General features: G+C 60.7%; 22 protein-coding genes. 8 read left to right on the forward strand and 14 right to left on the reverse strand.

The features are described 5' to 3' along the window. Positions 1-144: 144 nt before the first annotated feature. Together KW846_RS14395 and KW846_RS14400 are read left to right on the forward strand one after the other, a co-directional pair. Complete coding sequence (locus KW846_RS14395) at positions 145-1545, forward strand: aspartate aminotransferase family protein (RefSeq protein WP_218482937.1); 1401 nt, start codon at positions 145-147, stop codon at positions 1543-1545. Between the two features lie 81 nt (positions 1546-1626). Continuing rightward, a complete protein-coding gene (locus tag KW846_RS14400; protein ID WP_116580111.1) occupies positions 1627-1857 on the forward strand; it encodes an MbtH family protein in 231 nt (76 codons plus the stop codon). Between the two features lie 96 nt (positions 1858-1953). Here KW846_RS14400 and KW846_RS14405 read toward each other — a convergent pair whose 3' ends face one another. The 9 genes from KW846_RS14405 to KW846_RS14445 all read right to left on the reverse strand — a co-directional run bounded on the left by KW846_RS14405 (position 1954) and on the right by KW846_RS14445 (position 9033). After that, positions 1954-2865, reverse strand: coding sequence for a metal ABC transporter solute-binding protein, Zn/Mn family (locus tag KW846_RS14405; RefSeq protein WP_218482939.1), 912 nt, complete (start codon positions 2863-2865; stop codon positions 1954-1956). Next, the gene (locus tag KW846_RS14410; RefSeq protein WP_095968106.1) at positions 2866-3765 is read right to left on the reverse strand and encodes a metal ABC transporter permease; all 900 of its coding nucleotides are present in this window, start codon (positions 3763-3765) and stop codon (positions 2866-2868) included. Further along, a complete protein-coding gene (locus KW846_RS14415) occupies positions 3765-4523 on the reverse strand; it encodes a metal ABC transporter ATP-binding protein (RefSeq protein ID WP_218482983.1) in 759 nt (252 codons plus the stop codon). Before KW846_RS14415 ends, KW846_RS14410 begins: the two co-directional genes overlap by 1 nt. 101 nt (positions 4524-4624) lie before the next feature. After that, positions 4625-5551, reverse strand: a complete 927-nt coding sequence (locus tag KW846_RS14420) for a metal ABC transporter substrate-binding protein (protein ID WP_102700850.1) — start codon at positions 5549-5551, stop codon at positions 4625-4627. Between the two features lie 35 nt (positions 5552-5586). Next, positions 5587-6159 carry a DUF6162 family protein gene (locus tag KW846_RS14425; protein ID WP_218482941.1) on the reverse strand — a complete coding sequence of 191 codons (573 nt, stop codon included), beginning with the start codon at positions 6157-6159 and terminating at the stop codon, positions 5587-5589. Next, positions 6156-6485, reverse strand: a complete 330-nt coding sequence (locus KW846_RS14430; protein ID WP_095968110.1) for a hypothetical protein — start codon at positions 6483-6485, stop codon at positions 6156-6158. Before KW846_RS14430 ends, KW846_RS14425 begins: the two co-directional genes overlap by 4 nt. Beyond that, entirely contained in the window at positions 6482-7024 is a 543-nt protein-coding gene (locus KW846_RS14435; protein WP_218482943.1) for a thiamine pyrophosphate-binding protein, read from the reverse strand. Before KW846_RS14435 ends, KW846_RS14430 begins: the two co-directional genes overlap by 4 nt. Next, positions 7021-8223: a PepSY domain-containing protein gene (locus KW846_RS14440; protein ID WP_218482945.1), complete on the reverse strand. Its 1203-nt coding sequence runs from the start codon at positions 8221-8223 to the stop codon at positions 7021-7023. Before KW846_RS14440 ends, KW846_RS14435 begins: the two co-directional genes overlap by 4 nt. 351 nt (positions 8224-8574) lie before the next feature. Next, complete coding sequence (locus KW846_RS14445; RefSeq protein WP_104448869.1) at positions 8575-9033, reverse strand: VOC family protein; 459 nt, start codon at positions 9031-9033, stop codon at positions 8575-8577. Between the two features lie 296 nt (positions 9034-9329). Between KW846_RS14445 and KW846_RS14450 the strand changes: the two genes are divergently transcribed. The 4 genes from KW846_RS14450 (at position 9330) to KW846_RS14465 (ending at position 13553) form a co-directional block, all read left to right on the forward strand. Then, a complete protein-coding gene (locus KW846_RS14450) occupies positions 9330-9599 on the forward strand; it encodes a hypothetical protein (protein ID WP_007973410.1) in 270 nt (89 codons plus the stop codon). Between the two features lie 101 nt (positions 9600-9700). Then, entirely contained in the window at positions 9701-10315 is a 615-nt protein-coding gene (locus KW846_RS14455) for a LysE family translocator (RefSeq protein ID WP_218482947.1), read from the forward strand. A 206-nt stretch (positions 10316-10521) separates the two neighbouring features. Beyond that, positions 10522-11679, forward strand: coding sequence for a cysteine desulfurase family protein (locus KW846_RS14460; protein ID WP_218482948.1), 1158 nt, complete (start codon positions 10522-10524; stop codon positions 11677-11679). Positions 11680-11744: 65 nt separating this feature from the next. After that, positions 11745-13553, forward strand: a complete 1809-nt coding sequence (locus KW846_RS14465) for an aminopeptidase P family protein (RefSeq protein ID WP_218482950.1) — start codon at positions 11745-11747, stop codon at positions 13551-13553. On the opposite strand, the gene KW846_RS14470 is transcribed toward KW846_RS14465, so the two are convergent. Continuing rightward, positions 13546-14466 carry a LysR family transcriptional regulator gene (locus KW846_RS14470; protein ID WP_218482952.1) on the reverse strand — a complete coding sequence of 307 codons (921 nt, stop codon included), beginning with the start codon at positions 14464-14466 and terminating at the stop codon, positions 13546-13548. The two genes, KW846_RS14465 and KW846_RS14470, sit on opposite strands and share 8 nt — an antisense overlap. A 104-nt stretch (positions 14467-14570) precedes the next feature. On the opposite strand from KW846_RS14470, the gene KW846_RS14475 reads away from it, so the two are divergent. Continuing rightward, positions 14571-15569 carry a zinc-dependent alcohol dehydrogenase family protein gene (locus tag KW846_RS14475; protein ID WP_218482955.1) on the forward strand — a complete coding sequence of 333 codons (999 nt, stop codon included), beginning with the start codon at positions 14571-14573 and terminating at the stop codon, positions 15567-15569. On the opposite strand, the gene KW846_RS14480 is transcribed toward KW846_RS14475, so the two are convergent. Beyond that, entirely contained in the window at positions 15566-16156 is a 591-nt protein-coding gene (locus tag KW846_RS14480; protein WP_007973404.1) for a 2-hydroxychromene-2-carboxylate isomerase, read from the reverse strand. The genes KW846_RS14475 and KW846_RS14480 overlap by 4 nt on opposite strands. 36 nt (positions 16157-16192) lie before the next feature. Next, positions 16193-16921, reverse strand: coding sequence for an SDR family oxidoreductase (locus KW846_RS14485; protein ID WP_218482957.1), 729 nt, complete (start codon positions 16919-16921; stop codon positions 16193-16195). 91 nt (positions 16922-17012) lie between these two features. Between KW846_RS14485 and KW846_RS14490 the strand changes: the two genes are divergently transcribed. Then, positions 17013-17573: a TetR/AcrR family transcriptional regulator gene (locus tag KW846_RS14490; RefSeq protein ID WP_218482959.1), complete on the forward strand. Its 561-nt coding sequence runs from the start codon at positions 17013-17015 to the stop codon at positions 17571-17573. A 14-nt stretch (positions 17574-17587) separates the two neighbouring features. Here the strand turns inward: KW846_RS14490 and KW846_RS14495 are convergent, their stop codons facing one another. Together KW846_RS14495 and rhtA are read right to left on the reverse strand one after the other, a co-directional pair. After that, entirely contained in the window at positions 17588-17869 is a 282-nt protein-coding gene (locus KW846_RS14495) for a hypothetical protein (RefSeq protein ID WP_218482961.1), read from the reverse strand. Positions 17870-18036: 167 nt separating this feature from the next. Next, on the reverse strand, positions 18037-18924 hold the full coding sequence (gene rhtA, locus KW846_RS14500) for a threonine/homoserine exporter RhtA (protein ID WP_218482963.1): 888 nt from the start codon (positions 18922-18924) through the stop codon (positions 18037-18039). Positions 18925-19517 lie beyond the last annotated feature (593 nt).

Genomic DNA, 19517 nt, shown 5'->3' on the forward strand with positions numbered 1-19517 from the left:
AACGCGTGCTTTCTGAATGCACGCGGTGTTCTTGAGTCCATCGCGAGCAGAGCTCGCTCCTACAAAGGTTTCCGTGTTACCACCTAAATCCCTCAAGCGCTGATGCGTTTCCAGAACAGGAAAACCGTATTGAGGGGTCGAGAGATGTCAGTCGCTACCAGCCTTATCGAAGATCAGCCGGCGACGTCCGCCGAGACGCTTTATCAATTCAACGAATCACCGCTGCTGGCCCGCCAGAGCCAGCAGGAATCAAACGCCCGCAGCTATCCGCGACGCATTCCCCTGGCGCTCAAGCGCGCCAAGGGTATTTACGTCGAAGACGTCGAAGGCCGCAGGTTCATCGACTGCCTGGCCGGTGCCGGGACCCTGGCCCTGGGGCACAACCACCCGGTGGTGATCCAGGCCATCCAGCAAGTGCTGACCGATGAACTGCCGCTGCACACCCTGGACCTGACCACCCCGGTCAAGGATCAGTTCGTCCAGGACCTGTTCGGCCTGCTGCCGCCTGCCCTGGCCGCTGAAGCGAAGATCCAGTTCTGCGGTCCCACGGGCACCGACGCCGTGGAAGCCGCCCTGAAGCTGGTGCGTACCGCCACTGGCCGCAGCACCGTGATCTCGTTCCAGGGCGGGTATCACGGCATGAGCCAGGGCGCGCTGAGCCTGATGGGCAGCCTCGGGCCGAAAAAGCCGCTGGGCGCCTTGCTCGGCAGCGGCGTGCAGTTCATGCCGTACCCTTACGATTACCGCTGCCCGTTCGGGCTGGGCGGTGCGCAAGGGGTGAAAGCCAACCTGAGTTATCTGGAAAACCTGCTCAACGACCCCGAGGCCGGGGTGCAATTGCCGGCGGCGGTGATCGTGGAAGTGGTGCAGGGCGAGGGTGGAGTGATCCCGGCCGACCTGGACTGGTTGCGCGGTGTGCGGCGGATCACCGAAAAGGCGGGCGTCGCCCTGATCGTCGATGAAATCCAGAGCGGATTCGCCCGTACCGGCAAGATGTTTGCCTTCGAACACGCCGGGATCATTCCCGATGTCGTGGTGATGTCCAAGGCCATCGGCGGCAGCCTGCCGCTGGCGGTGGTGGTCTATCGCGACTGGCTCGACACCTGGCTGCCGGGCGCTCACGCCGGGACCTTCCGTGGCAACCAGATGGCCATGGCCGCCGGTTCCGCGGTGATGCGTTATCTGGTCGAACACAAGGTCTGCGAGCATGCCGCCGCCATGGGCGAGCGCCTGGCCGAGCACCTGCGCATCCTGCAACGAGACTTCCCGCAATTGGGAGATATTCGTGGGCGTGGCTTGATGCTCGGTGTCGAACTGGTTGATCCGACGGGCGCACTGGATGCCCAGGGCCACCCGCCGGTCTTCGCCCGCCTGGCACCCCTGGTACAGCGCGAATGCCTCAAGCGAGGCTTGATCCTGGAACTCGGTGGCCGCCATGGCGCGGTGGTGCGCTTCTTGCCGCCACTGGTGATCAGCGCTGCGGAAATCGATCAGGTGGCCGGGATTTTCGGCCGGGCCCTGGCCGCTGCCACCCGCGATCAGTAAATATTTCGCGCCGCGCAACGTTCCTTCTACATAAAGGCTGCGCACAGGGCGCAGCCCGCCCAACACCGATGGAGAGACAGCATGACTTCAGTATTCGACCGCGAGGACATCCTCTTTCAGGTCGTGGTCAACCATGAAGAGCAATACTCGATCTGGCCCGATTACAAAGCCGTGCCGCAGGGCTGGCGCACCGTGGGCAAAAGCGGGCTGAAAAAGGAATGCCTGGCCTATATCGAAGAGACCTGGACCGACATGCGTCCGTTGAGCCTGCGCCAGAAGATGGATGAGCAGGCGGCTGAGAAGACCGCTTGAATCAGCGGGCTTCCTGGTAAAAGATCGCAGCCTTCGGCAGCTCCTACAGGATGCGCAATACCTGTAGGAGCTGCCGAAGGCTGCGATCTTTTGATCTTAGGCCGAAGGCCCGATGCTCAACCCCTCGATCACCCTGTCCACATTCCCCTCCAGTTCACTCACCGGGTCTTCAGCATCGGTGCTCAATACCACCAACCGACTCCCGGCCTCAGCAATCGCGGCTTTCACCGTCTCCGAAGGCTGCCGGTGATGCAACACCACCGCCACATCATTGTCCTTGAGCATCGCGCTCAACGCCTCGAGCTCTTCCGGTGTCCATTGCGCATCCGGTCGCGCATCCAGCCCCACCAGCTCCAGATTGAGCCCACCGATCAGGTAGCCGAAATGATCGCTGAGGCTCATCACACTGAGGTTATCGGCCGTCGCCAGCCGCGCTTCGCTGTCAGCACTGAGCTTGAGCAAGCGTTGCTTGAGAGCCGCCAGGTTGGCATCGATTTTTGGCTTGGCCTCGGGGGCCAGGCGTACCAGATCCGCCGCCATCACGTCGGCCATACGGCCCATGTTGTTGCTGGAAAACCACGGCTGGCTGTTGAGGCCGTCTACCCTGTTGCCCGGCTGCACGGCGATGCCCGGCAGGGCGCCGTCCACCGGGCGGGCGGCATCGACTTCGACGATACGGATATTGCTGCGCCGGGAGATCGGGTACAGCGGGTCATCCGGCCAGAGTGAGCGCAGGCCGATCACCGCATCGGCATCCTTCGCCAGCAGGGCCAGCGCCGGGGCACCTCGGCCGGTGAAGTAGGCGGTCTGGCGGCTGCCGGGCAGATTGGCCGGCGCGGCGCGTTCGAGGCTGACATCGGTGCCTTTGAGCAGCACTTCACCGAGACCATAAGTGATCGGCAAAGAGGCCAGCACGCGCAGCGGTTTGCCGTTGTTTGCGGCGAAAGTCGTGGCGGTCAGCCCGCACAGGGCCACCGCGAGGGTCAGTTGGCGCAGAGAAAAAATCATTTATCCAAGGTTCCCTTTCAGGCTGGGGACGATGCCGCGTGCAATGGCGGCCAGGGCGAAGGCGATACCGGCCACGAGGATGATCGCGGCACCGGACGGAATCGGCAGGTCGAAGACGATCGGCGCGAGAATCCCGCACAGCGTGCTGACGGTGGCGATCAGCACTGAACACCAGAAAAAGCCCTTCAGCGATTGGCTGAGCAAACGCGCCGCCGCTGCCGGAATCACCAGCAGCGCGCCGACCAGAATCGCACCGATGACCTTCACCGCGGCGACGGTGATCAGCGTCACCAGAATCACGAACAGATAATCCAGGGCCTTCACCGCCACCCCGCGCACCGCCGCCAGTTGCGGATTGAAGCTGGCGAGCATGATGCGGTTGTACAAAGGCAAAGCCAGGGCCATCACCAGCGAACCGACAATGGCCAGCACCAGCAAGTCATTGCCGTTGACCGTCAGCACCGAACCGAACAGCACGTTTTCCAGGATGTGCACGTTGATCTTGCCCGCCAGAATCAACAGCAGGCTGGCGCCCAAGGCGAGCGATACCGAGAGGAACACGCCGATCAAGGTGTCCGGCGCCAGGCCGGTGCGGTTGCGCAGGTAGTTGAGCAGAATGCCGAACAGCAGGCAGTAGCCGAACAGGCTGCCGTAGGGGCCGGTGTAGGGTTCGCCGAGCAAAATGCCGATGGCCACGCCGGTCAACGCGGCATGGCCGACGGCTTCGGAGAAAAACGCGAAGCGCTTGACCACCACCAGCGTACCCAGGCCGCCCAGCACCGGGCCGATCAGCAGGCCGGCGAGCAGCGCATTGACCACAAACCCATAGGCCAGCGCCTCGGGCAGATAACCCGACGATGCCCAACCCTGGACCATCAGGCGAAAAGCTTCGTAACTCATCAGGCAAGGCTCCGTGGGTGAGTCGAGAACAGCGTCAGCAGGCGCTCCGGCGTCAGTGCCTGTTGCGGCGTGGCGTCGAACAGCACCCGGCGATTGAGGCCGGTGACGTGATCGGCCAGGCGCCCGACCGCTTCCAGGTCGTGCTCGATCCACAGCACGGTGATGCCCGCCGCTCGCCAGTCGCCGAGCAGGCGTTCGAACACCCGGATCCCGGCTTCATCGAGGGCCGACATCGGCTCGTCGAGCACCAGCAGTTGCGGAGGCGGAATCAGTCCCTGGGCCAGCAACACCCGCTGGCGTTCGCCGCCGGACAATGCGCCCATGCGGCGCTTGCGCTTGTCCTGCATGCCGACCCGTTCAAGGGCCTCGCCAATCGCCGCCGTGTAATGTTTGCTCAAACCGAGAAAGGCCGGGCGACGCTGGCACATGGCGGCCATGAAATCGTCGACGGTCATCGGCAAGCCCCGGTCGAACTCCAGCGCCTGTGGCACATAGCCAATGGTCCCCGGCTCGGCCGACCACTGCAGGCTCAAGCGGCCCTGATGCGGCATTTGCCCGAGCAGGGTCTTGATCAGCGAACTCTTGCCGCCGCCGTTGGGGCCGACCAGCGCATGCACGCTCCCGGGACGGACCTGGAAGGTCACCTTGTCGAGGATCGTCGTGCGCCCGAGGGTCAGGCTGATGTCGGTAAAATCCAGGGTCGGGCCGGGAACCTGTGGGAGCGGGCTTGCTCGCGAAAGCGGTGGGTCAGTCAGCATCATTGCCAAATTACAGTCCGCCTTCGCGAGCAAGCCCGCTCCCACAATGGATTCGGATTCACTTGGAACGGGGCTTTGTGCACTGATGATATCCTTGGCAGTCATGCCCCCGACTCCTGAATCGCCCGCACCACGGTGTTGAGGTTGCCGGTCATTTCCTTTTCGTACTTGTCGGCGGTGTATTCGCCGTAGGAAATATGCGACAGCGGATACAGCTTCACGCCGGATTCGCGCTGGATGGTGTCGACGTAAGTGGAGGGAAAATCCATCTCTGAGAAGATCACCTTCACGTCCAGCTCACGCAGTTGGTCGATGGTCTTTTTCAACTGGCTCGGACTCGGCTCGATGCCGTGGGCCGGCTCGACCACGGCTGTCACTTCCAGGCCGAACTCGCGCAGCAGATAGTCGTAGGCGGCGTGCACCGTGGCCACGCGCAACTCGGCGTTCGGCGCCTGGGTCAGTTTGGCCAGGGCATCGGCGCGCATCTTGCGCAGGCGCTTGCCGTAGGCGCGGGCGTTCTCGGTGTAGGTTTTGGCATTGGCCGGGTCGAGCTTGCCCAGCTCCCGGGCGATGTTGTTGACCTGGGCGATCGAGGCGCTGATCGACAGGAAGGTATGCGGGTTCACCACTTTGCCGGCACCCCGGGCGGCAACACCGGTGGCGGCAAGCAGCGGCACGTTTTCATTGGCTTCGATCACCGGCACGTTCGGGGTTTCGCTGGCGGCGATCATGCGGTCGGCGAAATCATCATGGCCTACGCCGTTGAGCACGATCACGTCCAGGCCGCTGATGCGCTTGATGTCTTCGGCGCGGGGTTCGTAGGCATGCGGGTTGAAACCGGCCGGAATCAGCGGCACCACTTCGGCCTTGTCGCCGACAATGTTCGCCACGTAGCTGTAATACGGGTGCAGGGTGATGCCGATGCGCAGGCGCTTGGCTGCCTCGGCACTGGCAAGGGATGGCAGCAGGCAGGCCAGCAGGCCGATCAGCAGCACGCGCAAGATAGAACGTTGAGATGAAATGGGCATGGGAAAGCGGTCTTCTCTCGGGTGAGGGCGAGGGTTCAATGCCGGTGCTGGCGGGTCACGCCGGCATCGAATTGCGCGACGATCTGTTGCCAGCCGGCACTTTCGAGCGCGCTGTCGCTGAGGTCGGCCGGAGCTGTGAGCGTGTCGGCGCGGTTGAGCCAGATGTCCGGAGCATCATCGGTGGCGGTCAGGCGCATCAGGAATGAACCGGCGACCGTCGGTGTCTGGCTCTGGCCGAAGTAGGCCTTGGCATTGAGCAATTGCCAGGCATGGCTGCCACGGCTGACGGAGCTGGCATCCCGGGCAAACGGGGCAAAACCCTCGTCGGCGAGGGCCTCGGGCGTCGGCAGGGTTTGCTGTTCCTGGCGCAGCAAATGAATCTCCTCCAGCGTCACCCGCAAATCGGCGTAGATGCCTTGCTCGGCAGCGCTGAGGTCGCGACGCGCATCCAGTTGGTGGCTGTTGACGCTGCTCACCTCATGGGATTCCCCGCGCCAGAGCACCACCGAACCTGCGACCGCAAGGATCATCAGGCACAGCAGCAGGACGTAGAGGGTTTCGTGACCGGCACCCACCGGGCGTACGACTTGGGTCGTTGAAGTATTCATGGCGCCTGGATGTCCGCCTGGTCGATTTCCACCACGTGACCGGGGCCTGCGTCGAACAGCACGTAGAACTCGGCGCCGGGTTTCTTGAACGTCAGGGTCGAATCGGCTCCGAGTTTGCCAGGCACCAGGATGGTTTCGTCGTAGCCGATCACATCGAGGGTCACGCCCGGTGCGCCGCTGCCGTCGGAAAAGCCGCCGGTGCATTTGATCTGCTCGGCGTCGATGGCCTTGCATTCGCACATCGGGTTATGGGCCAGGGCGCTGGCACTGAAGCCGGCGCAGAGCAGCAGCAACAGAGTGTTGAGTGGACGAAGCGGGTTGATCATGGTTTGCCTCCTTGTTTGTTCAGCCAGGCGAGGGTGGCGGGGGAGGCCTGGCTCAACGGAATGGATGCCTGATGCATGGCGCCGTCCCAGCCTTCCATGGTGATCCACAGTTCGGCGTCGGCCGTGGTCTTTTCCGGAACGGGCAGTGAAGCGCCCATGCGGTACGGCGTGCCGAAGAAAATCACGCCGGCGGCGCGCAGGCTGCGGGGTTTGCCGATGCGCAGGTAGGTGGCCTTGACCTGTCCGATACAGGCCTCGCACAGTGCCGCGTTGAAACCCTTCATGTAGCCGGCCGGGCCATCGAGCGTGGGGGCGGCGTTGCGCAACTCCGCCAGGCGCAGGCTCCAGGGGCCGACCTGGACTTCGCCGACTTCGCGTTCGCCCAGGCCACTGTCGCCACGCATCAATGCTTCATCCGCGAAGTACTTGGGCATGAAACCGAGCGGAATCAGCAGCAACAGGACATTCAGGTGAAAGCGCCATTTGTGCCAGAACACGCTCAGGCGCGAGGGTGGTGAGACCGCAATGTCTTTGCTCACAGGTTGGCCTCCGATGTTTCCTTGCGGGTGGCCGGTTGCGCCGCGGCGCTGCGCGATGTCCTATTGCTGCGCTTGAAGGCATTGGCCGTGGCCAGTGCCGTGCGCTTGGTCCAGATCAGCAAGCCGCTGAGCACCATCATGCTCAGCAACAGGCCGAAGAACGCCCAGATCAGCTTGATCCACAGGCCACCGAAGTCGCCGGTGTGCAGGGGGCGCATGGACTCGGTGACGAACTCCAGGGCCGAACGGTCCGAAATCAGGCGAGAGGCGGCGATTTCGCCGGTGTACGGGTTGAGGGTCGCGGTCTGGAACATCAGTGGATACCAACCGCGTCCTCCGACATCCAGATGGCTGTAGGCATTGCCCGGCAGGCTGACGAAGCTGGCTTCAAGCCCGGAGATTTTCTGCGTGGCGATTTCAATCGCGCGATCAAGGTCGATGCGCGGTGGGGGGGATCCATCGGGCGACAGCGGTACCGCTTCGCGGGACATCGCCGGAATGATCTTTTCCGTGGAGATGGAAATCTGGTTATCGAACAGCAAGGCCTGGATCAGGAACCAGGTGCCGGTGATGGAAATCACCGCGATGAACCAGATCGACCAGATGCCGCTCAAGCGGTGGAAGTCGCCCCAGAAAATTCGCGCGCCGTGGCGAATCCGCAGGGTCGGGCGGAAAAAGCCTTTCCAGAAGCGTTTGTAGACCACCAGCCCGGTGACCAGCGAAGCCAGCAGCGGCAAGCCGAGAAACGACACCAGGTACCAGCCCCAGCTGTAGCCGTTGGTGAACGGCACCAGCCACCAGCCGTGCAGCGCCCGGGTGAAGGCGCGGAAGTTGAACTCCGGCGCGACGCCCTGGATCACGCCGCTGTATGGATTGACATAAATCACCACCGAGCGTCCGTCGGGATAGCTGACTTCGACATCCAGCGCGAAGTGCGACTCGTCGGGCCGACTGATGCTCTGCACCACGGTCTGCGGCTCGGCCTTGTTGATGGCCTCGATGACCTGCTGATAGCTGAGCAGTGGTGCATCGTCCGAGGGCTGGCTGGCGCGCATGGGCGGGTTGGCCAGCCAGACGATTTCCTGGCTGATCACCGCCAGGGTGCCGGTTACGCAGACGATCAGCACGAAAAACCAGATCGGCAGCGCCAGCCAGCTATGGACCAGGAACCAGATTTTTGAACGGGATTTCTTTGACATATTGAAGGTCTTGCCTGGATGAGAGGCCGCTCGGCTGCGGGCTTCGCAGGGATGAGCGCCCTGAAGGTCCAGTCGTGGCTTTTGCCTACGCGACAGGACTGCATCTAGGTAAGACGGATGAGCAAAGGAAATCCCGAAAGGGGAAGTGAAAGAAAATGTTTCTCGATAGGCAGAAAGGCAGAGCAACCCGCGCACGGCCGGCCGCAGGATTCACATTCACTGAAGATCAAACGGTGGGAGCGGGCTTGCTCGCGAAGGGGACGGCACATTCAAAGTCAATGTTGCCTGACACACCGCCTTCGCGAGCAAGCCCGCTCCCACAGATTCCGAGCAAGCCTGCTCGCGAAGATTTCAACCCTGCTGAAACATCTCCTTCGCCCGTTGTTCAATCTGTTCCTGAGTCAGGTCTTCCTTGCGCGTCGCCAGGAACCACAGGTGCCCGTAGGGATCCTTCAAGGTCCCCGAGCGATCGCCGTAAAACTGATCCTTGACCTCGGATACAACGGTGGCACCGGCATCGATGGCCTGTTTGTAGGACTTGTCGACATCGGTGACATACAAATGCAGACCCACGGACGGCGAATTGTCCGGATTGCTCAACGGTCCCTGATCGCACGGCGTGCCCAGCATGATCGGGCAATCGCCGATGCGCAGTTCGGCGTGACCGATGCCACCATCGGGCATGGCCAGGCGCATGACCTCAATGGCGCCGAAGGCTTTCTTGTAGAAATCGATGGCTTCGGCAGCTTTGTGGATGCCCAGATAGGGGGTGATGCTGTGATACCCCTCCGGAATGGGTTTGACGCTCATGATGGATCTCCCTGTTCTTGTTCTGTGAATGGAAAGTACCTGCTTCGTTGTACAGCCGAATAAATATAGGCCAGCCGCTTTCGTCTCACCGAGCGCCCGACGAGCAGCAACGCCACACAAATGCCATCAGGTCGGCTCCAGCCAATGCGCTCCCGGCCTGTGCTCTGGACAAGTGTTGATAAGGACAATGATCGCCCTTTCCTGATAGCCACTATTGAAAGCGTTGATTTCTGCTACCCGGGAGGCGCGGGTAGCCTGTGTTCATTGCCTCGAACCCAGTCGCCAGGACGCCAGAAATGAAACCGATGATCGCCACTTTGCTGATGCTCGCCGTCTCCGTACTCGCCGGATGTGCCAGCCATGTTTCCCCGGAGCTTCGCCCTTACACGGCTGAAGAAAGCAAGGAACTGGCGCTGGAGGCGCTGAACCGTCGCGGATTGTCCTTCGACGAATACCACGCGAAGAAAGCCGAATTGCTCGGCCAGCCGCAAAAGTCGTTCAGCTACGACAACCAGGGGGAAATGAACGCCGGGCGATCTGTACAGCTTCACGGTCGTCCAAGTTGAGGCAAAACTGTACTGCTTCAAGTTTCGCGTAACTGTCCATGGGTTTCGCCCAAGGTGTGCGATAGGGTCAACACCTGACCGACCCTGACGGACTGCCACCCATGACTCTCTCGCTCGACCTGCTGCTGGGCTTTGCCCTGTTCGCCCTCGTCACCTCGATCACACCCGGTCCGAACAACACCATGTTGCTGGCTTCCGGGGTGAACTTCGGCTTCAACCGCACGATTCCGCACATGCTCGGCATCACTTGTGGCTTCTTTGTACTGGTGGTGGCGGTCGGTTTCGGCCTTGGCGCGGTGTTCCAGGCTTACCCATTGCTCTACACCGTGCTGCGTTACGTGGGGGCGGCGTATCTGCTGTATCTGGCGTGGAAAATCGCTCATTCCGGGCCCATGCCGGAGAGTCAGCAGAGCGAGGCGAAACCGATCAGCTATCTGGGCGCCGCCGCGTTCCAGTGGGTCAACCCCAAGGCCTGGATCATGGCCATTGGTGCCATCAGCACCTACACGCCGATGCAGGGTTACTTCGTTAATGTGATCGTGATTGCGGCCGTCTTTGCCATCATCAACCTGCCGAGCGTCGGTGTCTGGGCCGCTTGCGGCACGCTGTTGCGCAACGTTCTGAAGGATCGCCGCTGGCTGCGTCTGTTCAATTGGGGCATGGCCGCGCTGCTCGTGGGGTCGCTGTATCCGCTGTTGCTCGAAAGCTTTAGCTGACGCATTGCTTCAACCGGTTGCCCGATGCCTGTTAAGCTGACTTTTCAGGAGCGTTCCTACGCACTTTTAAATGAAGTAGTCCTTCTTTAACGGCATCCGATCAGGTATTGGTAACGTTCTGAAAACAGCGCGCAGCTCACAAGGCTGCGCTTTGCCGTTTGCAGTCACGAGCTTCCTGATCCCGGAACACGCTCTGCGAGTCATTTATGAACAAACGTCCGTTGTATTTCGATTACGCCGCCACCACGCCGGTGGATGAGCGGGTCATCAAGGTGATGGTCGAGTGTCTGGGCTTTACCGGCAATTTCGGCAACCCGGCCTCAAGCTCTCATGCCTTCGGCCAGCAGGCCCGGCAATCGGTGGAGCAGGCTCGACGCCAGGTCGCCGAACTGGTCGGCGCGACACCTGAACAGATCGTCTGGACCTCAGGCGCCACCGAATCCAACAACCTCGCGCTCAAGGGCATAGCCCAGGGCCGTGGCACTGGCGGTGGCCATATCATCACCAGCCAGATCGAACACAAGGCCATTCTCGATACCGCCAGGCAATTGCAGGATGCCGGTGTCGCCGTGACGTACCTGGTGCCGGATGCCGATGGGCTGATCACCGCGCAAGCGGTCAGCGAAGCCATGCGCGAGGACACTTTCCTGGTGTCGCTGATGTTGGTCAACAACGAGTTGGGCACGCTCAACGATATTCCCGCCATCGGTCAGGTGGTGCGTGAACGCGGGGCGTTGTTCCATGTCGACGCCGCACAGGGCGCGGGCAAGGTGGCGATCGACCTCGGGCAGTGGCCGGTGGACCTGATGTCGTTTTCCGCGCATAAACTGTACGGCCCCAAAGGCATCGGTGCGTTGTACGTCGGTCCGCGTGCCCAGCAACGATTGCAGGCGCAGATCCATGGCGGCGGGCATGAGGGCGGATTGCGTTCGGGCACCCTGGCGACCCATCAGATCGTGGCCATGGGCTCGGCCTTTGCACTGGCGGCGGCTGCGTTCGATGAAGAGAAAGCCACCATCGTGCGATTGCGTGAACGCTTGCTCGAGCAATTGCAGGACATTCCCGGCGTGCGTCTAAACGGCAGCCCGACCCGGCGCATTCCCCATACCCTGAGCCTGACCTTCGCGCAAGGCGAGTTCAACCCGGCGGAGTTGCTGGCCTCGATCGCGTTTTCCGCGACCTCGGCCTGCAACTCCGCGAGCAATACCCCATCCCATGTGCTGCTGGCCCTGGGGCACGATGCCCGCTCGGCCGGCCGCACCATCCGCTTGAGCCTCGGGCGTTTTACCACCGAGCAGGACATCGACCAGGCGGTTCAACTGATCAAGGCAGCCTGCGCCAGTGCTCCGGCATTCTGGCAATAGGTCGACGAAGCGCCGACGCTGATCGGCACTCAACAATAATGATGAAGTGGTTAGCAGGAGACACGATGAATACGCAGCTTTCGATCAATGGATCGGTGCCCCAGCGCTTGGCGCAAACCCGCGAACTGATGAGCCGGGAGGGCATTCACGCCTTGCTGGTGCCGTCGGCCGACCCGCACCTGTCCGAATACCTGCCGGGTTACTGGCAGGGGCGCCAGTGGTTGTCGGGTTTCCATGGTTCGGTCGGCACCCTGATCGTGACCCCGGATTTTGCCGGCGTCTGGGCCGACAGCCGTTATTGGGAGCAGGCGACCAAGGAACTCAAGGGCAGCGGCATTGACCTGGTCAAGCTGCAACCGGGTCAACCCGGGCCACTGGAATGGCTGGCCGAGCAAACCCCCGAGGGTGGCGTCGTCGCGGTCGATGGCGCGGTCATGGCTGTGGCCTCGGCACGGACCCTGGGCGCTAAACTTGAAGAGCGTGGCGCCCGCCTGCGCACCGACATCGACCTGCTTGGCGGAGTCTGGAGCGATCGCCCAAGCCTGCCGAACGAACCGATCTATCAGCACCTGCCTCCACAAGCGACCGTCAGCCGTGGCGAAAAACTCGCCAAATTGCGTGAAACCCTTAAGGTCCGTGGCGCCGACTGGCATTTCATCGCCACCCTCGATGACATCGCCTGGCTGTTCAACCTGCGTGGCGGCGACGTGTCGTTCAACCCGGTATTCGTTTCCTTCGCCTTGATCAACCAGCAACAGGCCACGCTGTTTGTCGCCCTGAGCAAAGTCAGTGCCGAACTGCGCGCCATCCTTGAGCAGGATGGCGTGACCTTGCGCGACTACAGCGAGGTCGCTGCCGCACTGCGCTCCGTGCCGAGCGGCGCGAGCCTGCAAGTCGACCCGGCGCGGGTCACGGCGGGGTTGCTGGACAACCTCGACAGCGGGGTGAAACTGATCGAGGGCCTGAACCCGACCACTCTGGCCAAGTCGCAAAAAAGCCTGGCCGACGCCGAACACATCCGCCAGGCCATGGAGCAGGACGGCGCAGCACTGTGCGAATTCTTCGCCTGGCTGGACTCGGCGTTGGGCCGTGAGCGCATCACCGAATTGACCATCGACGAAAAACTCACCGCTGCCCGTGAGCGCCGTCCAGATTATGTGTCGCTGAGCTTCAATACCATTGCCGCCTACAACGCCAATGGCGCGATGCCGCACTACCACGCCACCGAAGAGGAGCACGCGGTCATCGAAGGGGACGGTCTGCTGTTGATCGACTCCGGCGGCCAGTACCTGGGCGGTACCACCGACATCACGCGGATGGTTGCAGTGGGCACCCCGACCGATGAGCAAAAACGCGATTGCACCCGCGTGCTCAAGGGCGTGATTGCCTTGTCCCGCGCGCAGTTCCCGAAAGGCATTCTGTCGCCGCTGCTCGATGCCATCGCCCGTGCGCCCATCTGGGCGGAAAGTGTCGACTACGGTCACGGCACCGGTCATGGCGTCGGTTACTTCCTCAACGTTCATGAAGGTCCGCAAGTCATCGCCTATCAGGCTGCGCCTGCCCCGCAAACGGCGATGCAACCGGGCATGATCACGTCCATTGAGCCGGGCACCTATCGTCCGGGCCGTTGGGGCGTGCGGATCGAAAACCTGGCGATGAACCGTGAGGCAGGCAAAAGCGAATTCGGTGAGTTCCTGAAGTTCGAAACGCTGACTCTGTGCCCGATTGACACCCGTTGCCTGGAAACCTCGCTGCTGACCGAAGACGAAAAGCAGTGGTTCAATGCCTACCACGCCGAAGTGCGCGAACGCCTGAGCCCATTGGTCGAGGGTGCAGCCCTCGAGTGGCTGAACACCCGTACCGCGGCTATTTGATTGCTTTCAGTTCGGGCGCTGTCTCCAGCGCCCGGCTCATGTAGTCAACAAAGGCTTTGACCCTGGCGGATTGGCGACGATTCGCCGGGGACACGGCATGAATCGGTAGCGACTGCGCCGTGTAGTCCTGAAGAATCGCCGTCACGCTCCCGGCTTTCAGGTCCTCGCTGAACAACCACACCGGCGACAGCGCAATCCCCAATCCCCCCAGCACCAGTTCGCGGATCGCCTCGGAACTGTTGCTCTGCGCATTGCCCTTGATCCGCACCTCATGACGCTGCGCATCTTTTGTGTAAACCCACAGGTTTTGACTGCTCAGCAGGTTGAACATCAGGCAGTTGTGCCTGCCCAGCTCCTGCGGTGTTTGCGGTTGGCCGTATTGCCTGAGGTAGTCAGGTGATGCGACGGTCACCCGATGGGTCGTACCCACCAGGCGAGCGATCAGGCCACTGTCGTTCAGGGCACCGATCCGGAAGGTGACGTCCAGCCCTTCGCTGACCAGATCCTGGTTCTGATCGTTCAGTTGCAGGTCTATCTGTACGTCAGGGTAGTGCCTGAGAAAGTCCGGCAATCGGGGGGCGATATGCAAGCGGCCGAAACTGACCGACGAACCGATTTTCAGAGGCCCTGCAACCCGCTCCCGGCCGGACTGGAAGCTGTGTTCCGCCGCATCCACGGCAGCGAGGATGACCCGGCATTCGTTGTAGTAGCGCTGACCTTCGTCCGTCAGCGATAGCTTGCGGGTACTGCGGGCAATCAGCTTTCCGCCCAATCGGGTTTCCAGCGCTTGCAGCACCTTGCTGATGGTTGGCTGACTGGTCTGCAACTCCCGGGCAACGGCGGAAAAGCTGCCACGCTCAACCACCCGTACGAAAATCGCCATTGCATTGAGTGTGTCCACGGTATTTCTCATTGATGCTGTATCGGCATGATCACTATAGCGATATAGCGTCTTATCGGCATGTATAGGGCGAGGCAAGATTCACCCTGTATTCACTTCTGATGGGAGATGGCGAAATGACTGACACACTGAACATGCGCGCTCTGATGATCGACTCGGCCAATGCCCCGTTACGCCTGGTTTCCATCGCGCGGCCCGTGCCACAGGCCGGGCAGGTATTGGTCAGGATCAAGGCCAGCGGTGTGAATCCACTGGATGGAAAAATCCGCTCCGGGCAGGCGACTCATGCGGGGCAACCACTGCCGGCGATCGTGGGAATGGATCTGGCCGGGACCGTAGAGGCGCTGGGCGAGGGCGTCAGTGGCTGGCTGCCGGGGGATGAGGTATACGCGATGGCCACCGGTATTGGTGGTATTCAAGGTTCATTGGCCGAATACGCGGCGGTCGATGCCCGCCTGTTGGCTCGCAAACCGCACAACCTGAGCATGCGCGAAGCGGCCGGATTGCCACTGGTGCTGATCACCGCTTGGGAAGGCCTGGTGGACCGGGCTCGTGTTCGACCCGGGCAGAAGGTATTGATTCATGGCGGTGCCGGGGGCGTCGGACATGTAGCGGTACAAATCGCCCGCGCTTTTGGTGCTGAGGTTTTTGCCACGGGCTCGGCCGGGCAGCAATCGATCATCGAAGGGTTCGGCGCGACGTTTATCGATTACCGCAAGTCTTCGGTCGAAGACTATGTGGCCGAGCACACGGCCGGTGAGGGTTTCGACATTGTCTATGACACAGTGGGGGGCGAAACGCTGGATGCGTCATTCAAGGCTGCCCGGGTGTATCACGGTCATGTACTCAGTTGCCTGGGGTGGGGCCAGCACAGCCTGGCACCGCTGTCCTTTCGCGGGGCGACTTATTCCGGTGTCTTCACCCTGCTGCCACTGTTGACGGGCCAGGGACGCGAGCATCACGGCGAGATTCTGCGCGAGGCGGCGCGGTTGATCGAGGCGGGTAAGCTCGTGCCGTTGCTTGACCCGCACTCGTTCACACTGGAGTCGGCAGAAGCCGCCCATACACTGCTCTTGTCGGGAGCGGCAAAGGGGCGGTTGGTCATCGAGGTCTAACTCAGGGCTTCGAGCACGAAGTCCAGTCGATCCTGACCGAAGTACAGCTGGTTGTCGACAAACATGCTCGGAGCTCCGAATACGCCTCGCTGTACGGCTTTTTCGGTGTTGTCCTTGAGCGCCGTCTTGATTTCTTCATCGGCGGTCAGGGCCAGCACTTCCTGTGGGTTGAAGCCGTTTTCGCTGAGCACTGCGGCGACGGTTGCCGGTTCGTCCAGGCTGCGACCCTCTACCCAGATGGCCTTGAACAGGCAGTCGAGGAAGGCGGCAAAGCGTTCCGGGTGGCGCAATTGCATGCCCGTTACGGCGCGCATGAGCATCAAGGTGTTGATCGGGAAGTGCGGATTGAATTTGAGGGGCACGCCGTAGCGTTTGGCGTAGCGGTCCAGGTCCTGAAACATGTAGCGGCCCTTGGCCGGGATAGTCGCTGGAGAAGCATTGCCGGTGGCTTTGAATACGCCGCCCAGCAAGAGCGGAATGTAGACCAGCCGGGTATCGGTCTGTGCGCAAATCTTCGGTAGCTGGGTATAGGCCAGATAGGTGGCGGGGCTGCCGAGGTCGAAGTAGAACTCCACGGTTTTGCTCATGTTCAAGGCGCTCGTCTTATTGTTGTGTGTGGGCGATTACCAGCGTTCGCTCCAGGGGCGAAGGTCCAGCTCGAAGGTCCAGGCATCGCGGGGCTGGCTGTACAGGTACCAATAGTTTTCGGCGATATGCTCGGGATTGAGGATGCCATCCTGATCCTTGGTAGCGTATTTCTCGGGGAAGCTGTCACGGATGAAATCGGTATCGATGGCGCCATCGACGATGACATGGGCAACGTGAATGTTCATCGGCCCGAGCTCCCGGGCCATGCTTTGCGCCAAAGCTCGAATGCCGTGCTTGGCACCGGCAAAAGCGGCGAACCCGGCAGCGCCACGCATGCCGGCGGTGGCGCCGGTGAACAGGATCGTGCCGCGCTGGCGCCAGGCCATGCGCTTGGCCACTTCACGGGCATTGAGAAAACCGGAAAAACAGGCCATTTCCCAGATCTTGAAATACTTGCGGGCGGTTTCTTCGAGAATGCTGCACGGCACGTTGGCGCCGATGTTGAAGACAAATGCTTCGATGGGGCCGATCTGGCTTTCGATCTGCTCGACCAGCGCGATCACGTCTTCTTCTTTACGTGCATCGCAGGCAAACCCGTGGGCCTCGCCGCCATCGGCCTTGATGGCCTCCACCAGTGGCTGGAGCTTGTCCGCGCTGCGGCGAGTGACACAGGCGACCAAGCCTTCTTGGGCAAACCGCTTGGCAATGGCGCCGCCCGTGGCATCACCTGCACCGACAACCAATACGACCTTCTTGTTATTCATGGGTTGATCCCTTTGGTAAACGATCGTTAACTAAACGAACGTTATGCTATGATTCGACAGACGTCAAGGTGAGCAACTCAGGGGAAAGACAATGCGTTATTCAGCCAGTCACAAGCTGGAAACCAGGCAAAGGCTGCTGGAAAGCAGTGCGTTGTCGGCCAAGAAGTCCGGTTTTTCCACGGTGGGTGTAGACGGGCTGATGAAAGCCATTGGCCTGAGTGGCGGGGCCTTCTACAGTCACTTCTCGTCGAAAGACGAGTTGTTCGCAAGCATTGTCGAACGTGAGTTGGGGCAAAGTCTGGTGCGGCTGGGGGAAGGACAGGACCGTGACAAGCTTGAGCGCTGCCTGAAAATGTACCTGAGCATGTCTCACGTCGAGAATCCGGAAACCGGTTGTGCGTTACCGGCATTGGGGGCGGAAATTGCCCGCTCCGATGTGAGTGTCCGCCAACAGGCAGAGCACTGGATTTGCCGCCTTCAGCAAAGTTGGGCGGGTGTCCTGCAAAGCGACAGCTTGGCGTGGGCAATTCTGTCGCAATGCATTGGCGCGCTGGTCGTGGCGCGCATGTTGGCTAGCCCGGATGTCCAGCGCACGGTGCTGAAGTCCAGTTACGAGGAAATCGGCCGTCAGATCGCAAGTTCGGGAACCTGACGCGACGGCCCTGCCTATTTGCAGATGACAATCATGCTGCGGCTGGTATAGCCCGCGGGGTTGAGGCCAAACGGATAATCACCGGGTTCTTCCACGGCGTCTCCCGACTTGGCGATGACCTTGTATCCCTTGGGCGCGCAGGAGTTGGCGGCGCTGGCGTAGCACTTGTCCCAGGACGAAGAAAGTCCGGAACAGTTGATGTGTAGCCCTTTCTTGCCGTGCTTGATCTGTGTGTCGGATGTCGCTGCGCAGCCCGCAATTGCAAGTGCGGCGATCAGCATCAAAAATCGTTTCATTACTGTCCTTATAGCGTCCCCGGATCTTGTGCCCGGGTCTGGCTGCATTCGCTTTTGCTTGAAGCGTACCGATATCCCTATCTGAAATTGTCCATGGTATGACTCTGGGGCGGGACTAAACATGGCCTAATTGAGCGGCAAATACCAGACCTGTGTCTTATCTGCTATTAATCTGCCGCGACTGCTGGCCTGGTGGCATTGCCCATGGTCATGGTTGCACCGACGGAGGCCAGAATGATGCACATGATTGCCATCCACTGCGACAGCGAGAGGTATTCATGAAGGAACAGCAAGCCTGATAACGCGCCGAAGGCGGGCTCGATGCTCATCAGCGTACCGAAGGTTCTGGCGGGCATGCGGGTCAGGGCGACCATTTCCAGGGTGTAGGGGAGGGCGGTGGACAAGGCAGCGACGCCGAGGGCTACAGGGATCAGTGAAGGGGTCAGCAAAGCGGAACCAGCATGGACAATGCCGATAGGGGCTACGAAGAGCGCAGCGATCATTACCCCCAGCGCGGCGGTTTGCACGCCATTATCGGCCCCCGCTTTTTGCCCGAACAGAATGTACAGTGCCCAGCAGATCCCTGCCCCCAAGGCATAACCGGCGCCTACCAGATCGATTCCTGCGCTCGTTTCACCAGTCGGTATCAGTAGCAGCAAGCCGATGGCGGCCAAGGTGATCCACAAAAAGTCGATCGCGCGACGCGAGGCGTAGATCGCCACCGCCAATGGGCCGGTGAACTCAAGCGCCACCGCGATACCCAGCGGTACGGTTTGCAATGACATATAGAAGAGGAAGTTCATGCCACCCAGTGCCATCCCGTAGACGATGACGGTGCGCAGGGACCTTGCGGTAAGCTTTGCCCGCCATGGACGCAGTATCAGCATCATGATCATACTGGCAAAAATCAGCCGTAATGTCGTCGTCCCTTGGGGGCCGACGACGGAGAACATGCTTTTGGCCAGGGAGGCTCCGGACTGGATCGACGCCATGGCTATGAGCAGCAGTCCAACCGAGAACAGGGTAGAAGCCAAGCTGCGAGGCTGATCATTCATTAGGTGGCATCGTCCGGAATATGGGAATCAAGGCGTTTCTATTTGTGTTGGGCAATATACTGCGCATTCCCCGCAGGCGCGTCTATATATAAGCTGTGTTTTTGCACATATCGGTAGAAAGCCTGAATCAGTGCTTGACGGCAGATTCTGGAGGCCTATAATTCGCCCCACTTCCGGCGCAGTCGAAACGGAAAACTCCTTGATAAACAAAGAGTTACGCGGTTTTCGGCAGCAGGTCGCTTCAGGTCATCGAAGCGCCAAGGAAGTTGAAAAAGAGGTGTTGACAGCAGCGAGTAACGCTGTAGAATTCGCCTCCCGCTGACGAGAGATCGAAAGCGCAAGTGGTTGAAGTTGTTAAGGATTCCTTGAAAACTTCTGAAAAAAATCACTTGACAGCAAATGAGGCTGCTGTAGAATGCGCGCCTCGGTTGAGACGAAAGATCTTGACCAACCGCTCTTTAACAACTGAATCAAGCAATTCGTGTGGGTGCTTGTGGAGTCAGACTGCTAGTCAACAGATTATCAGCATCACAAGTTACTCCGCGAGAAATCAAAGATGTAACCAACGATTGCTGAGCCAAGTTTAGGGTTTT

The sequence above is a fragment of the Pseudomonas sp. PDM32 genome, from assembly GCF_019219225.1.
Lineage (GTDB): Bacteria > Pseudomonadota > Gammaproteobacteria > Pseudomonadales > Pseudomonadaceae > Aquipseudomonas > Aquipseudomonas laurylsulfatiphila.

Excerpts from the sequence above, each read along its gene's own strand:
- KW846_RS14410 (WP_095968106.1), bottom strand. The coding sequence starts at position 3,765 with ATGAGTTACGAAGCTTTTCGCCTGATGGTCCAGGGTTGGGCATCGTCG.
- KW846_RS14440 (WP_218482945.1), bottom strand. The coding sequence starts at position 8,223 with ATGTCAAAGAAATCCCGTTCAAAAATCTGGTTCCTGGTCCATAGCTGG.
- KW846_RS14395 (WP_218482937.1), top strand. The coding sequence starts at position 145 with ATGTCAGTCGCTACCAGCCTTATCGAAGATCAGCCGGCGACGTCCGCC.
- KW846_RS14425 (WP_218482941.1), bottom strand. The coding sequence starts at position 6,159 with ATGAATACTTCAACGACCCAAGTCGTACGCCCGGTGGGTGCCGGTCAC.
- KW846_RS14400 (WP_116580111.1), top strand. The coding sequence starts at position 1,627 with ATGACTTCAGTATTCGACCGCGAGGACATCCTCTTTCAGGTCGTGGTC.
- rhtA (WP_218482963.1), bottom strand. The coding sequence starts at position 18,924 with ATGAATGATCAGCCTCGCAGCTTGGCTTCTACCCTGTTCTCGGTTGGA.
- KW846_RS14420 (WP_102700850.1), bottom strand. The coding sequence starts at position 5,551 with ATGCCCATTTCATCTCAACGTTCTATCTTGCGCGTGCTGCTGATCGGC.
- KW846_RS14475 (WP_218482955.1), top strand. The coding sequence starts at position 14,571 with ATGACTGACACACTGAACATGCGCGCTCTGATGATCGACTCGGCCAAT.
- KW846_RS14495 (WP_218482961.1), bottom strand. The coding sequence starts at position 17,869 with ATGAAACGATTTTTGATGCTGATCGCCGCACTTGCAATTGCGGGCTGC.
- KW846_RS14415 (WP_218482983.1), bottom strand. The coding sequence starts at position 4,523 with ATGCTGACTGACCCACCGCTTTCGCGAGCAAGCCCGCTCCCACAGGTT.
- KW846_RS14485 (WP_218482957.1), bottom strand. The coding sequence starts at position 16,921 with ATGAATAACAAGAAGGTCGTATTGGTTGTCGGTGCAGGTGATGCCACG.
- KW846_RS14430 (WP_095968110.1), bottom strand. The coding sequence starts at position 6,485 with ATGATCAACCCGCTTCGTCCACTCAACACTCTGTTGCTGCTGCTCTGC.
- KW846_RS14490 (WP_218482959.1), top strand. The coding sequence starts at position 17,013 with ATGCGTTATTCAGCCAGTCACAAGCTGGAAACCAGGCAAAGGCTGCTG.
- KW846_RS14445 (WP_104448869.1), bottom strand. The coding sequence starts at position 9,033 with ATGAGCGTCAAACCCATTCCGGAGGGGTATCACAGCATCACCCCCTAT.
- KW846_RS14460 (WP_218482948.1), top strand. The coding sequence starts at position 10,522 with ATGAACAAACGTCCGTTGTATTTCGATTACGCCGCCACCACGCCGGTG.
- KW846_RS14450 (WP_007973410.1), top strand. The coding sequence starts at position 9,330 with ATGAAACCGATGATCGCCACTTTGCTGATGCTCGCCGTCTCCGTACTC.
- KW846_RS14455 (WP_218482947.1), top strand. The coding sequence starts at position 9,701 with ATGACTCTCTCGCTCGACCTGCTGCTGGGCTTTGCCCTGTTCGCCCTC.
- KW846_RS14405 (WP_218482939.1), bottom strand. The coding sequence starts at position 2,865 with ATGATTTTTTCTCTGCGCCAACTGACCCTCGCGGTGGCCCTGTGCGGG.
- KW846_RS14480 (WP_007973404.1), bottom strand. The coding sequence starts at position 16,156 with ATGAGCAAAACCGTGGAGTTCTACTTCGACCTCGGCAGCCCCGCCACC.
- KW846_RS14470 (WP_218482952.1), bottom strand. The coding sequence starts at position 14,466 with ATGAGAAATACCGTGGACACACTCAATGCAATGGCGATTTTCGTACGG.
- KW846_RS14465 (WP_218482950.1), top strand. The coding sequence starts at position 11,745 with ATGAATACGCAGCTTTCGATCAATGGATCGGTGCCCCAGCGCTTGGCG.